Below are 12,950 nucleotides of genomic sequence, written 5' to 3'. Positions count from 1 at the left end.
CGCCCCGCCCGCCCCGCTTGGTGGGGCGGGTGGTCATGGCCGCAGTAGTGGCAGCACCCGGGTCCCCAGCAGGTCCACCCCGTGCGGGCCGGTCAGCCCGTGCGGGGTTCCGAACTCGACCCGCCGGACCCCGGCGTCGAAGAGCGCCCGGGCGTGCGCCGCCACCTCCGCCGGGGTGCCCGCGAAGGCAAACCGGTGCAGCACATCGTCCGGGATCAACGCGCCGGCCGCCGCGTCGTCGCCGGCCGCCAGCGCCTGTTGCACCTGCGCCAGCAGCCCTGGTGGCAGCGCCACGGTCGGGTCCAGCTCCGCCACCACCGCGAGGTACATCGCCACCTCGGTACGCGCGGTGGCGCGGGCCGCATCACCGTCGAGATCCACCACGGTTACCGCGCCGAAGACCAGGCCGACCTCGTCCAGGCTCCGGCCGGCCCGCTCCGCGCCCGGTCGGATTCGCTCCCGGATCACCGGCACCAGCTCGGGGTTGGCGCTACCGCCCACCTTGATCTCCTGGGCGAGCCGGCCCGCCAACGCCGCCCCCCGCGGCCCCCAGGCACCCAACAGCAGCGGCGGATCGGGTCGGTGGATGGGGAAGCGCAGGGCGGTGCCCGGGGCCAGCCGGAACACCCGACCGTCGACACCGGTGGTGTCGCCGCCGAGCAGCCGGTAAATCACGTCGACCGCCTCAGCCAGCCGGGTCACCGGCCGCGCCTGGTCGATACCGACCGCGTCGAGCCAACTGCCGCGGGCCAGACCCAGGTACGCCCGGCCGCCCGAGACCGCGTCCAGGGTGGCGATCTGGCCGGCGATCTCGTACGGCGCCAACGAGTACGGGTTCAGGCAGGCCGGTCCGAGCCGGATCCGGTCGGTGGCACCGGCCATCTCCAGCAGCGGCCCGAGCGGCGGCTGGTACATCAGGTCGCCGTAGACACTGACCACGTCGAAGCCGTACCCTTCGGCCAGGGCGGCCAGGGCGGCGTACTCGCCGGGGCGTTTGTCGCTCTGCACCCCCAGCCCGATCTCGCTCATGTGAGCTCCGAGGTCGGTAGCCGCCGCCGGCCGGTCCGCTCTACCTTCATGACCAACCCTTCTTCCGGGTCGGGGCAGCAGAAGTGGGCATCCTGCGCCAGCCAGTCGCCGGCCGGCAGCTCCCGCTGTTTGGCGGCGAGAAACGGCAGCACCGCGGCGAGCGCCCAGACGCAGAACGGTTTGCCGTCGGGCAGGCGCAGGTGCGCGCTCTCCACCAGCTCAAAGCAGTCGCCGACCGCCATGCCGCAGGCCGACCGGCCGTCGATCCGGTCCACAGTGACCCGCAGGTCGTACACCTCAGTCACGTCCGCTTCGTCAGCCATCGTCCGCTCCTACCTGGACCACCAGCTTGCCGGTGGTACGCCGGGCGCCGAGGTCGGCGAGCACCTGCGGGGTCTGCGCCAGCGGCACCACCCGCGACACCGGCGGTCGGATGTCTCCACTGCGGTACAACGAGAACAGCTCCTGGTACGCCTTGGCGACCGCGGCCGGCGCGTGCCACGGGTAGGCCGATCCCCACGCCACACCGATGAGCGACAGGTTGGCCCCGACCAGCTCCATCGGATCCACCTTGGGTGGCGGCGCGGCGGCGGTGCCGACCGGCACCATCCGGCCCTCGAAGGCGAGGCACTCGATCGAACGGGTAAAGACTTCGCCGCCGACCGGGTCGACGACGACGTCGACGCCCCGGCCACCGGTCGCCTCCTGCACCGCGGCCACGAAATCTTCCCGCTGATAGTCGATGGCGAGGGCGGCGCCGTGGGCACGGCAGACCGCGGCCTTCTCCGGACCACCGGCGGTGCAGAAGACGGTCGCGCCCCGGGCCACCGCGAGTTGGGTGGTGGCGATCCCGACGCCGCCGGCACCAGCGTGGATCAGCACCGTGTCGCCGGCGCCCACCCAGGCGCGCTCCAGCGCGAACCAGCCGGTCTGATAGATCACCGGCAACCCGGCGGCCTCGATCGCCGGCACGTCGGCGGGCCGGCGTACCACCAGGTCGGCGGCGACGGTCACGGTCTCCCCCAGCGCCCCACGCGGCAGGGTCGGGCAGGCGATGACCTCCTCGCCCAGCAGCTCCGTTGCCCCCGCACCGGCGGCCACCACCCGGCCGGCGACCTCCACTCCCGGGGTATAGGGCGGATCGGGCAGCATCGGGTAGTTACCCCGGCACAACGAGACATCGAGGAAGTTCAGCCCTACCGCGTGGACCGCCAGTTGCACCTCGCCAGCGCCCGGTGGCGGGTCGTCGGGTAGGTCGGCGACGGTGAGCACCTGCTCCGGCTCACCGTGCTCGTAGGCCACTAGTCGTCGCATCAGATACTCCATCCCGCCCGGTCGTCACGGACGACCCGGCCACCCTTCATGACCCACCGGACGCCTCGGAAGGCGCCGGTGTCCGCGGTCGGGTCGCCGTCCATCGCGATCAGATCCGCGTACTTTCCGGATTCCACTGTGCCTAGATCCGCCTCCGCGGCCAGCCACCGCACCGGCCCGAGCGTGCCCGCGTAGAGCGCCCGCGCCGGGGGAAGGCCGGCTTCGGCGAGATACTCCAGTTCCCGAACGGTGGCGTTGGTGCCCTCGAACGGCCAGAACGGCGGCATGTCGCTGCCGAGCAGAATCTCCACCCCGGCCCGCAACGCCGCCTGGTAGCTCTCCAGATGCCGGGGTCCGGCACCGAGTGAGCGGCACTGCATCCACTCTGGCACCCCGAGCTCGTCGAAGAACTCCTTGCACCGGGTCACTAGCAGCGTCGGCACCAACGCCGTGCCCCGCGCCGCCATCTGCTCGGCGATTTCGTCGGTGAGCTGATACCCGTGCTCGACACAGTCCAGCCCTTGCGCCACCGCGTCGGCGATCACCGAAGCTGGGCCGGCGTGCGCGGTGACCTTCCGACCCCAGGCGTGGGCGGTCTCGATGACCGCGGCTAGCTCGTCCGGGAAGAGCTGTCGAGTGTCGATCTGCTCATGCTCACCGGCGATCCCACCCGAGATCATCACCTTGATCAGGTCGGCGCCGGCCCGGACCTGGGTCCGGACCCCCCGGCGGAAACCGGTGGGGCCGTCGCACTCCAGCGTCTCGCCGCCGCCGTGGCCGTGGCCACCGGTACAGACCAGCGCCTGGCCGGCGGTGAAGATCCGCGGACCGTACGCCCGGCCGGTCTTGATCGCGCGCCGCAGCGCGAAGTCGGCGTGGTCCTTCTCCGCGACACAGCGCACGGTGGTGACGCCGCCGGCGAGCGTGCGTCGGGCGCCGTCGGCCATGTAGAGCGCCAACTCGTGCGGACTCAACCCCCGGATCCCGTCTCCCCGCCGGCCGGGCAGCGACAGCGACAGGTGGGTGTGCATGTTGACCAGGCCGGGGGTCAGATAGGCGCCATCCAGGTCCACCTCGGTCACGTCGCCGGCGGCGCGGGCCTGGTCGACGACCTTCTCCGCCGGTCCCACCTCGGCGATCCGGCCACCGGTCACCCAGACCGCCGCCTGCGGCAGCGGCGCCACCCCGTCGAGCACCCGGGCATCGATCACAGTGCAGTTGGTGAGCACCACCGGCGCGGGCTTCCCGGGGCGGGTCACGGCGCCACTCCGTAGATCTCCCGCGCGGCCTCGGCCGACACGTAGCCCTCCGCGACATCCCGGCGTACCGACTCCGGGTCGCGTTGACGTGGGTCACCGTGCCCACCACCCCCGGCGGTGAGCACGGTGACCCGGTCACCAGGTTGTACCGGGGTACGGGTGGTGCTGACCCGCGCCTCCCGGTCGGTACCCGGGTGCACAACGAACTGGTTCGGCTCCGGCTCCTCGCCGCCGAGCAGCGCCCAGGGCCGGGTCCGGGTCTTCTTGATCACCGAGAGGAACTCGCCCGGGCTGACGAACGTGATATCGCGCCGGAGCCCGGCACCGCCGCGGAACTGGCCGGCCCCGCCGGAGTCCGTCCGGATCTCCCACCGCTCGATGAACATGCCGGTCCGCGCCTCCATCACCTCGACCGGGGTGGCCCGGCCGGTACAGGCGGCGACGTGGCTGGTGGCGTTCGCCCCGTCGTGTTCCGGGGCACCGCCCCAGCCGACCGGTTCGTTGTTGCTGACGGCGAAGAGCTGCCCGGTGTCGGGGTGTACCCCGACCATCATGAAACCGGGCAGATCGCCGCCCGAGCTCGCCGGCAGCTGCTCGGCCATGCCCTGGGCCAACGCCTTGTAGATCAGCTCCAGTGCGACGTTGCCGGTCCACAGCGTGAAGGTCGGCTGCGGGTAGACCGCGTGGAACAGCGTGCTCGGCTCGGCGCGGACCCGCAACGGTGCCGTGGTCCCCTCGTTGGAGGGCTGGTCCCGTGAGGTGAGCGACTTCAACACCACTTTGCAGATCGCCTCGGTGGCACCGAAGGGCATGTTGACCGGCCCCCGCACCGCCGCCGAGGAGCCGGCGAAGTCGACGGTGAAGGTGCCGTCGGCGATGGTGACGGTGGCCTGCATCCGCACCGGCTCGTCGCCGACCCCGTCGTCGTCGAGCCAGTCGACGGCGGTCCAGCTACCCTGCGGCAGCGTCGCCAACGCCGCCGAGGTCCGGGCCTTCCCGTCGGCGATCATCCACTCGATCGCCGACGCCACGGCCGGCTTGCCGAACTTGCCCAGGATCTCCAGGAACCGCCGCTCGCCGGTGCGCAGCGCCGCGATCTGGGCGTGCAGATCGCCGAGGGTCTCCCCCGGCATCCGCGAGTTGAACCGGATCAGCTCGTGGATCGCGCGCACCGGCTCGCCCCGCTCCACCACCTTGGTCCCCGGAAAGAGTAGCCCCTCCTGGTGGACATCGGTGGAGTCGAGGACGTAGCCCGGGTCCTTCGCGCCCAGGTCCATCCAGTGTGCTCGAATGCATAGGAACGCCACCAGCTCACCATCGCCGCCCGGGTCAGCCGGATCGGGTTGGAACACCGGCGCGAACAGCGTGGCGTCGTACGAGTGGGCAGCGTTCCAGTAAGGATAGTTCAGCAGCACCACATCACCCGGGTAGAGATTCTCCCGGCCGACGTACTCGACTCCCTTCCGCAGCGAGTAGTCGTTCGCCCCGAGAAAGATACCCAAGCCGGTGGCTTCGGCGATCAGCCGCAGCTGGGCGTCGTACATCGACATGCCGAAGTCGTGGACCTCGTAGATGACTGGGTTGAACGAGGTGCGGATGAGGGTCGCCCGCATCTCCTCGGCCGCCGACAACAGGTAGCTCCGCACCACTTCGGCGGTCGCACCATCCAGGGTCGTCACTGGTTCTCCTCCCCGATCAGGAGATGGCCGTAGCCATCCACCGCAACCTGCTGTCCGCTGACCACCACGGTGGTGGCCGTGCCCTCGTCGACCAGCGCCGGCCCGGCGAACCGGTCACCAGGGGCCAGCCGGCCCCGGTCGTAGACCGCGAACGAGGTGACCGCTCGCCGCCCGAAGTCGTAGGCGTCGCGGTGACCGCGCAGCGCCCGCGCTGGGTCGCCGTCGCCCGCCGGGTGCTTCGCCAACTCGGGCCGGTCGGTACGGCCCACCGCCCGCACCCGCACGTGCAGCACCTGCAACGGATTGTCCATCGTGTGCCCGTACCGGGCCCGGTGTAGCTCCTCGAAGCTGCCGCGGATCGCGGCGGCGTCGAGATCGCTGCCGACCGGCACCACCATCGAGTGTTCCTGGCCCTGGTAGCGCAGCTCCAGCGACCGTTCCAGCGCCGCCCGCTGCGCCGGCACCTGCTGCGCCAGCAGCGACTCCGCGGCGCGCTGCTCGACCTCGGCGAAGACCTCAGCCAACCGCGGCACCGCATCCTCGGTCAGCGGCGCCATCACGGTTCGGGAGAAGTCGTCGACGATGTCCGCACTGAGCATGCCCCACGCCGAGAAGCCGCCCGGCGCCAGCGGCACCACCACCTCCCGGATGCCCATCTCCCGAGCGAGCAACGGCGCCAGCAGCGGCCCGGCGCCGCCGTAGGCGAGCAGGCTGAACTCCCGCGGGTCGTGGCCCCGCTCCACAGTGATCTGCCGAACCGCGCCGACGGTCCGGGCCAGCGCCACGTCGTAGATGCCGGCCGCCGCCTCGATCGGCGACCGGCCGAGTGGTTCGGCCACCTGGCGAGTGATCGCATCCTGGGCCGCGTCCGCGTCGAGGCTCATCTGCCCGCTCAAGAAACGGTCCGGATCCAGGTATCCGAGCACCACCGCGGCGTCGGTGACGGTGGCCTGGGTGCCGCCGCGGCCGTAGCAGACCGGGCCCGGCTCGGCCCCCGCGCTCTGCGGCCCCACCTTCAACAGCCCACGGTCGAGCCAGGCGATCGAGCCGCCGCCGGCGCCGATGGTGCGGATGTCGTAGGCCGGGATCAGCAACGGGAACTGCTCCAGATGGGACTGGAAGGCGGCGACCGCGGTGCCCCGTTCGATCACACAGGTGTCCAGCGAGGTTCCGCCCACATCGAAGGTGAGCAGGTCGTCCCGGCCGAGCAGCTCCGCGAGGTAGGCGGCGCCGGCGATCCCGCCGGCCGGCCCCGAGAGCACGGTGTGGGTCGGCGAGGTCCGCGCGGTCGCCGCGGTCATCGCGCCCCCGCCGGAACGCATGATCAAGAACCGGGAGTCGAAGCCCTGCTCGGCCAGGCCGGCGGCGAGCGCGTCCACGTACCGTTCGAAGATCGGCCGCAGGTACGCGTCGAGGACGGTGGTGCTGGTCCGCTCGTACTCCCGGTATTCGCGCACGATGTCGGTAGAGACCGAGACGCTCACCTCCGGGTACGCCTCCCGGATCAGCTGCGCCGCCCGCTGCTCGTGGCTCGGGTCGATGAACGAATGCAGGAAGCAGACGGCGATCGACCGCACCCCCTGCTCCTCCACCAGCGTGCGGGCGGCCGCCCGGACACTGGCCGGGTCCAGCTCGGTCACCACCTCACCGCGGTGGTTGAGCCGGCCGACGACGCCCGCGGTGTGCCGGCGCCGCACCAGACTCGGCGGTCGCTGAAACTGGAAGTTGTACATGTGCTCGGGGGGAACATCACCCCGACCGATCAGAAAGACATCCCGGAACCCGTCGTTGGTGATGATCCCGGTGGTGTCCCCGCGCCGCTCCAGGACCGCGTTCAGCCCGAGCGTGGTGCCGTGGATAAACAGTTCGACATCGGCCAGATCGACGGCCAGTTTGCCGACCGCGTCCAGCACGCCCTCGGCCGGGCGCGAAGGCGTGGTGGGCGCCTTCTCGAACCGCAGCGTGCTGGTCTGCGGATCGAACGCCATGGCGTCGACGAAGGTCCCGCCGATGTCGACGGCGAGCCGGAACTTCGAGTTAGACACGGGTCTCCTTCAACAACTCAGGCAACTCCGGAACCCGCCAACAGGCGGCCCGGCTCTGGCCGTAGGGCACCAGCTCCTGGGGCTGGGTCCGGCAAGGGTCAAGCGCGAACGGACACCGGGGGGCCAGCGGACAGCCCCCCCCGACCAGGTCCGCGTCGCTCTCCTCCAGATCCTTGGTGAGCACCACCTTCGGCCCGGCGAAGCCGGCCCCCAGGCTGGGGACGCTGGAGAGCAGCGCCCGGGTGTACGGGTGGCGGGGGTTGCTGAAAACCTCGGCCACCGGCCCTTCCTCCACCACCTGTCCGAGGTAGAGCACCACTACCCGATCACAGAACCCCCGGACCGTGGCCAGGTCGTGGGAGATGAAGACCGACCCGCGAGACCGGTCACCGGTCACTTCGCCGATCAGCCGCAGAATCTGTGCCTGCACGGTGACATCGAGCGCCGAGGTGGGCTCGTCGAAGACCACCAGCTCCGGGCTGGCCACCAGCGCCCGGGCGATGCCCACCCGCTGCGCTTGACCACCGGAGAGCTCATGCGGCCGGCGAGGCAGAATCGTCGAGTCCAGGCCGGTCCGGTCGATCGCCTCGGCGACCCGCTCGGCGCGCTGCCGCGCGGGCACGCCCTGCGCCCGCAACGGTTCGGCGACCGCATCCGCCACCGTCCGGCGAGGGCTCAGCGAGCCCACCGGGTCCTGAAAGACCAGCTGTGCCCGGGCCCGCAGCTCCCGCAGCCGCCGCCCCCGCAGCCCGGCCAGGTCGTCCCCGCCGACGGTGACCCGGCCCCGGCTGGGCCGGACCAGCCCGAGCATCAGCTTGGCGAGCGTGCTCTTGCCGCAACCGCTCTCGCCGACGACGCCGACGGTCTCGCCGGCGTGCACCCGCAGGCTGATACCCCGGAGCGCGTGGTGACCGCCGCCGCCGAACCGGCTGCGGTAGACCACATGGGCGTCGGCCACGTCGAGCACCACCGGCGGCGCCTCCCGGGGGGTGGCCGAGCCGGCCGGGGGACGCGTCCGGACCGGCTCGGCCAGAGTGGAGTCATTGGTGGCGGGGCGCTCCCGCACCGGACCGTGCTGCGGATGGAAGCAGGCGGCGCGCCAGCCCGGCCCTTGCTCGGCCAGCTCCGGCCGGCTCGCGGTGCACTGCTCGTCGGCGTGGTCGCAGCGGGGGGCGAACGGGCACGCAGCCGGGGGCGCCTGCAGCAACGGCATCCCACCGGCGGTCGCCACCACCGGCCCGCCCGCCAAGTCCGGCACCGAAGCCAGCAGCGCTCGGGTGTACGGATGGGCCGGGTCATGCAGCACCTGCCCGGCCGGCCCGCTCTCCACCACCGTGCCGGCGTAGAGCACCACCACCCGGTCACACACCTGCGCGACCGAGGCGAGATCGTGGGAGATCAGCAACACGCCACGGTGCTCGATGTCGGCGGCGGTCCGGAACTGGCGCAGGATCTCCTTCGCCAACGTGACGTCAAGCCCGGTAGTCGGCTCATCGGCGATCAGCAACCCGGGTGCGCAACCAGTAGCCAGCGAAATCATCACCCGTTGCGCCATCCCGCCGGACAGCTCATGCGGGTACGCGTCGAGCCGCCGGGCCGGATTGCGGATACCCACCGCCGCGAAGAGTTCCTGGGCCGCACCGCGCGCCGCCCGCGCGGACATCTCCTGGTGGGTGACGAGCCGGTCGATCAGCTGCCGGCCGGCGGTCCGGGTAGGACTCAACGCGGCCGACGGCTGCTGGAAACACAACGCCGCCCCGCGCCCCCGATGCGCCCGCAGCGCCGCCGGATCCATCCGGAGCACGTCCGCACCATCGAAGTCGACCCGGCCGCTGGCGGCAGCCCCGTCCGGGAGCAGGCCTACCACTGCCCGCGCGACCATGCTCTTGCCGCCGCCGCTCTCCCCGACCAGCCCGACCACCTCGCCGGGCGCGACGGTAAACGACACCCCGCTGAGCGCAGCCACCTGCCGCCCCGGCCGATGGATCAGCACCGACAGGTCCTCGACCGCCAACAATCCGCTCATGCTCGAACCCCCGCCCGCTCTTGGAGACCCTCGCCCAGCAGGCTGAAGCCGAGGACGCTGACGAGCAGGAACAGCCCCGGCGGCACCGACGTCCACCAGCGGCCCGCCACCACATCACCGGCACCGAGGCTGATCATGGCGCCCCACTCGGCGGTCGGGACCGGCACGCCGAGGCCGAGGAAGGACAGCCCGGCCAGGGTCAGCATCGCCCAGCCACAGTTGAGCGGGGCGATCACCCGGACCGGGGTGAGGCAGTTCGGCAACACATGCCGCCACAACACCGCCCAGGTCGGCGCGCCCGAGGTGACCGCGGCGGCGACGAACGGCAACTCCCGCACCGACCGCGCCTCGGCCCGCACCAGCCGGGCGTACGCGGGGGCGTTGACCAGGGCGATCACCAGCACCAGGTTGAACGCGCCGCCGCCCAGCAGGGCCGCCACCACCAGCGCCATGATGAAGGTCGGGAAGGCCTGGAAGATGTCGAGCAGCCGCATCAGCGCGTCGTCGAGCCGGCCGCCGAGGTAACCGGCCACCAGGCCGAGCGCGCTGCCGGCGACCACTGCCACCGCCACCGCACCCACCGCGATCCCCAGGTCCAGCCGGGCCGCGTGCAGGACCCGGCTCCAGATGTCCATGCCGTTGATGTCGGTGCCGAGCAGGTGTGCACCGCCGGGCGGGGCGAGCGACGCGTCCGGATCGATCTCGTTCGGCCCCCACGGGGTGAACAGCGGTGCCGCCACCGCCAACACCACCATGATGCCGAGCAGCGTGCCACCGGTGACGATCAACCCGGTGGAGAACCGGCGGGCACGCTGCGCCGCCAGCACCCGGACGACCGGGCCGTCCGGGGCGGCGGGGCGCGGCGCGGCGCTCAGCTCAGCCATCGACTCGCACCCTCGGGTCCAGCATCGCCTGCACCACGTCGGCGATCAGGAAGACCAGCACATAGCAGGCGGCGATCACCAGCACCGACGCCTGCACCACCGGGTAGTCCCGGAAGAGCAGCCCGCGGAGCGCCCACTGCCCGAAGCCCTGCCACGAGAAGACGAACTCCACCAACACGGTCGATCCGATCCCGAAACCGAAGACCAGGGCAGCCAGCGGCGGCAGCCGGACCAGTGCGGCGCGTACCAGATAACCGCGGCGCAGCAGCCGGTCCGGCAGCCCATGCGCGGCGGCGGCGGTGTACGCCGGCGAGTGGAGCACCTCCAACGCGGAGGCGCGGACACTGCGCAACAGCGGGGCGGTGATCACGATCGACAGGGTGGCCACCGGCAGGATCAGATAGCGCAGCGCGGACAGGAACGCTTCGCCGTTGCCGGTCAGCGTGGCGTCGACCAGCTCCGCCCCGGTGATCGTGGTGAGCCCGGTGCCGGGTTCGATTCGGCCAGCCGGCGGTGGGAACCAGCCGAGCATGCTGTAACCCACCAGGATCAGCACCAACCCCAGCCAGAAGTCCGGCAGCGAGTTGCCGGCCAGCGCCACCACCCGGATGCTGTGGTCCCCCAGCCGGTGCGCCCGCCGCGCCGACCAGATCCCCAACGTCGTGGCGAGCAGCAACGCCACCGCCAGCGACAGGATCACCAGCTCCAAGGTCGGCCCGATCCGGACCGCCAACTCGGCGCCGACCGAACCGCCGCTCTGGATCGAGGTGCCCAGGTCCCCGGTCGCCAGCCCCTGCAGGTAGTCCAGGAACTGCCGCCACAACGGCTGATCCAGCCCGTACCGGGCCTGCGCCGCCGCCACGTCGGCCTCGGTGGCGGCCGGGCCGAGGATGCTGCGGATCGGGTCGCCCGGCAGTACCCGCACCAGCAGGAAGGTGACGATCACTACCCCGAACAACACCGGCACCAGCTGCAACAGCCGCCGGGCGACGAACCGCAGAAGCCGCATCGACTCTCCGTACCCAGCTCAGGACGAGCTGCTCAGGTGCTGCAGGCGGGCCAACCCGTCCACGGGCTGCACCCAGCCCGTCACGTGGTCGCGTACCGGCAGGTTGAAGTTCGGCTGGCAGATGATCGCCCATGGCACGTCCTCCGCGAGCAGCTCCTGCACCCTTAGCCAGAGCTGGTTGCGCTCGGCCTCGTCCACTACCGTGTGGGACTCCTCGTAGATCTGCTCGATCTCGGAGTTGCGGTAGTTCGAGTAGTTCAGCGCGGCACCCTCGGTCAGGCTGGTGGCGAGCAGATACTCCACATCGTTGACCCACATCTGGCCCGAGGTGATCTGCAGTGGAATGTTCTTCTGATTGCGCCGCTCGGCCAGCGTCCCCGGGTCGAGCGGGGTGAGCTCCAGCTCGATGCCGACCTTGGCGGCCTCGCTCTGCACCAGCACCGCCAGCTGTTGCTGGGTCTCGTTGTCGGTCTCGAAGACCAACTCGGCCTGCACCGAATCCAGGCCAGCTTCGTCCAACGCGGCCCGGGCGGCGTCCAGATCGTAGGTGTACGGGTAGCCGCGCTCGTCGTAGCCGGGCATGTCCAACGGCACCAGGCTCTGCACCGGCCGGGCATCACCACCGTACACATTGGCAATAATCTGCTCGTACGGCACCGCGTAGGCCAGCGCCTTCCGGACGTTGACATCGTCGAAGGGCGCGGTCTCCACCGACATCTGGATGGCCACCTGCTCGTTGCTGGGCGCCGAGATGACGGCGACGCCGTCGAGTTCCCGAAGGTCCGCGACGTCCCGCTGACTCATGCCGAGCGCGACGTCGATATCGCCGTTCTGCAGCTGCAGTCGCTGGTTCGACGCGGCGGGGACCACGGTGAGCCGGATCTGGTCGATCTGCGCCGGGTCGGGCCCGGGGTAGTCGGGGTTGCGACTCAGCAACACCTCCTGCCCCTGGGTGGCCGACTCGACCCGGAAGTACCCACCGCTGGGCGGGTTGCCGGCGATCCAGTCACTGGCCCACGGGTCGTCGTCGGTGGCGTGTTCCTGCGCCTCCTGCGAATCGAAGACGTAGAGCGAGATCGCCTGGATTTCCCGGGTCAGCGCGCTCGGGAATGCCTGATGGAACTCCACTGTATAGTCGTCGATCACCCGGACCTGGTCCGGCTCGGTCAACCCGATGAGCCGGTAGATACCGGCCACGTTGGCCTGTGCGGCGAAGGCCCGGTCCTTGGACCACTTGACATCGTGCGCGGTCAGCTCGTTGCCGCTGGCGAAGGTGACCCCTTCCCGCAGCCGCAGCGTCCACACCCGGTTCTCCGCGTCCGGTTCGAACGACTCCGCGAAGGTCGGGATGATGTTTTCGGTATCGGAGATCTCGGCACCATCGACGGTGGTGACGCCGTAGTCGATCAGGTATGGAAAGACATTCTTGTAGAGCATCAGCGCGATCGGGTCGAACCCGACGAAATCCTGGTCCCAGCTGCTGGGGTAGCTGGGAACCGCGATCCGGAGAGTGCCGTCGCCGGCCGCTCCGGTGCCGTCGGCGTCGTCGCGGGCGCACGCGCCGACCGCGACCAGCAGCGCCACGCCGCCGCCTAGCTGCAAAACCGATCTACGCGACAAACCCGATAAATCGCCCGGCGGGCGATGTGAGGAGATTGACTGAGCCATGAGAGTCCTCCGTAGCCAGGGAGGCGGAGAGTCGACT

Annotated in this window: 10 protein-coding genes; all 10 read right to left on the bottom strand. The window is 71.0% G+C overall.

Annotation, left to right across the window (positions count from 1 at the left end; genetic code table 11):
- Window positions 1-33 precede the first annotated feature (33 nt).
- From JQS43_RS06590 to JQS43_RS06545, 10 genes are read right to left on the bottom strand one after another with little or no spacing between them, the layout of a single operon-like run.
- Window positions 34-1,029, bottom strand: coding sequence for an LLM class flavin-dependent oxidoreductase (locus JQS43_RS06590; protein WP_239678179.1), 996 nt, complete (start codon window positions 1,027-1,029; stop codon window positions 34-36).
- Window positions 1,026-1,352 carry a TIGR04076 family protein gene (locus tag JQS43_RS06585; RefSeq protein WP_239678178.1) on the bottom strand — a complete coding sequence of 109 codons (327 nt, stop codon included), beginning with the start codon at window positions 1,350-1,352 and terminating at the stop codon, window positions 1,026-1,028. The genes JQS43_RS06590 and JQS43_RS06585 overlap by 4 nt, the downstream gene beginning before the upstream one ends.
- The gene (locus JQS43_RS06580; protein WP_239678177.1) at window positions 1,345-2,343 is read right to left on the bottom strand and encodes an NADPH:quinone oxidoreductase family protein; all 999 of its coding nucleotides are present in this window, start codon (window positions 2,341-2,343) and stop codon (window positions 1,345-1,347) included. Before JQS43_RS06580 ends, JQS43_RS06585 begins: the two co-directional genes overlap by 8 nt.
- Window positions 2,343-3,602 (bottom strand): amidohydrolase family protein, encoded by a 1,260-nt coding sequence (locus tag JQS43_RS06575; protein WP_239678176.1) that lies wholly within the window; start codon window positions 3,600-3,602, stop codon window positions 2,343-2,345. Before JQS43_RS06575 ends, JQS43_RS06580 begins: the two co-directional genes overlap by 1 nt.
- Complete coding sequence (locus JQS43_RS06570) at window positions 3,599-5,281, bottom strand: hydantoinase B/oxoprolinase family protein (RefSeq protein WP_239678175.1); 1,683 nt, start codon at window positions 5,279-5,281, stop codon at window positions 3,599-3,601. The genes JQS43_RS06575 and JQS43_RS06570 overlap by 4 nt, the downstream gene beginning before the upstream one ends.
- The gene (locus JQS43_RS06565) at window positions 5,278-7,326 is read right to left on the bottom strand and encodes a hydantoinase/oxoprolinase family protein (protein WP_239678174.1); all 2,049 of its coding nucleotides are present in this window, start codon (window positions 7,324-7,326) and stop codon (window positions 5,278-5,280) included. The genes JQS43_RS06570 and JQS43_RS06565 overlap by 4 nt, the downstream gene beginning before the upstream one ends.
- Window positions 7,319-9,352: a dipeptide ABC transporter ATP-binding protein gene (locus JQS43_RS06560; RefSeq protein ID WP_239678173.1), complete on the bottom strand. Its 2,034-nt coding sequence runs from the start codon at window positions 9,350-9,352 to the stop codon at window positions 7,319-7,321. Before JQS43_RS06560 ends, JQS43_RS06565 begins: the two co-directional genes overlap by 8 nt.
- Window positions 9,349-10,236, bottom strand: a complete 888-nt coding sequence (locus JQS43_RS06555) for an ABC transporter permease (RefSeq protein ID WP_239678172.1) — start codon at window positions 10,234-10,236, stop codon at window positions 9,349-9,351. The genes JQS43_RS06560 and JQS43_RS06555 overlap by 4 nt, the downstream gene beginning before the upstream one ends.
- Window positions 10,229-11,245, bottom strand: a complete 1,017-nt coding sequence (locus JQS43_RS06550; protein ID WP_239678171.1) for an ABC transporter permease — start codon at window positions 11,243-11,245, stop codon at window positions 10,229-10,231. The genes JQS43_RS06555 and JQS43_RS06550 overlap by 8 nt, the downstream gene beginning before the upstream one ends.
- 18 nt (window positions 11,246-11,263) lie before the next feature.
- Window positions 11,264-12,829: an ABC transporter substrate-binding protein gene (locus JQS43_RS06545; RefSeq protein WP_239678170.1), complete on the bottom strand. Its 1,566-nt coding sequence runs from the start codon at window positions 12,827-12,829 to the stop codon at window positions 11,264-11,266.
- Window positions 12,830-12,950: the final 121 nt, after the last annotated feature.

The organism is Natronosporangium hydrolyticum (genome assembly GCF_016925615.1).
GTDB lineage: Bacteria > Actinomycetota > Actinomycetes > Mycobacteriales > Micromonosporaceae > Natronosporangium > Natronosporangium hydrolyticum.
The sequence above is the reverse complement of the archived record's forward strand: the minus strand, read 5'-3'. Positions and strand labels throughout refer to the sequence as shown.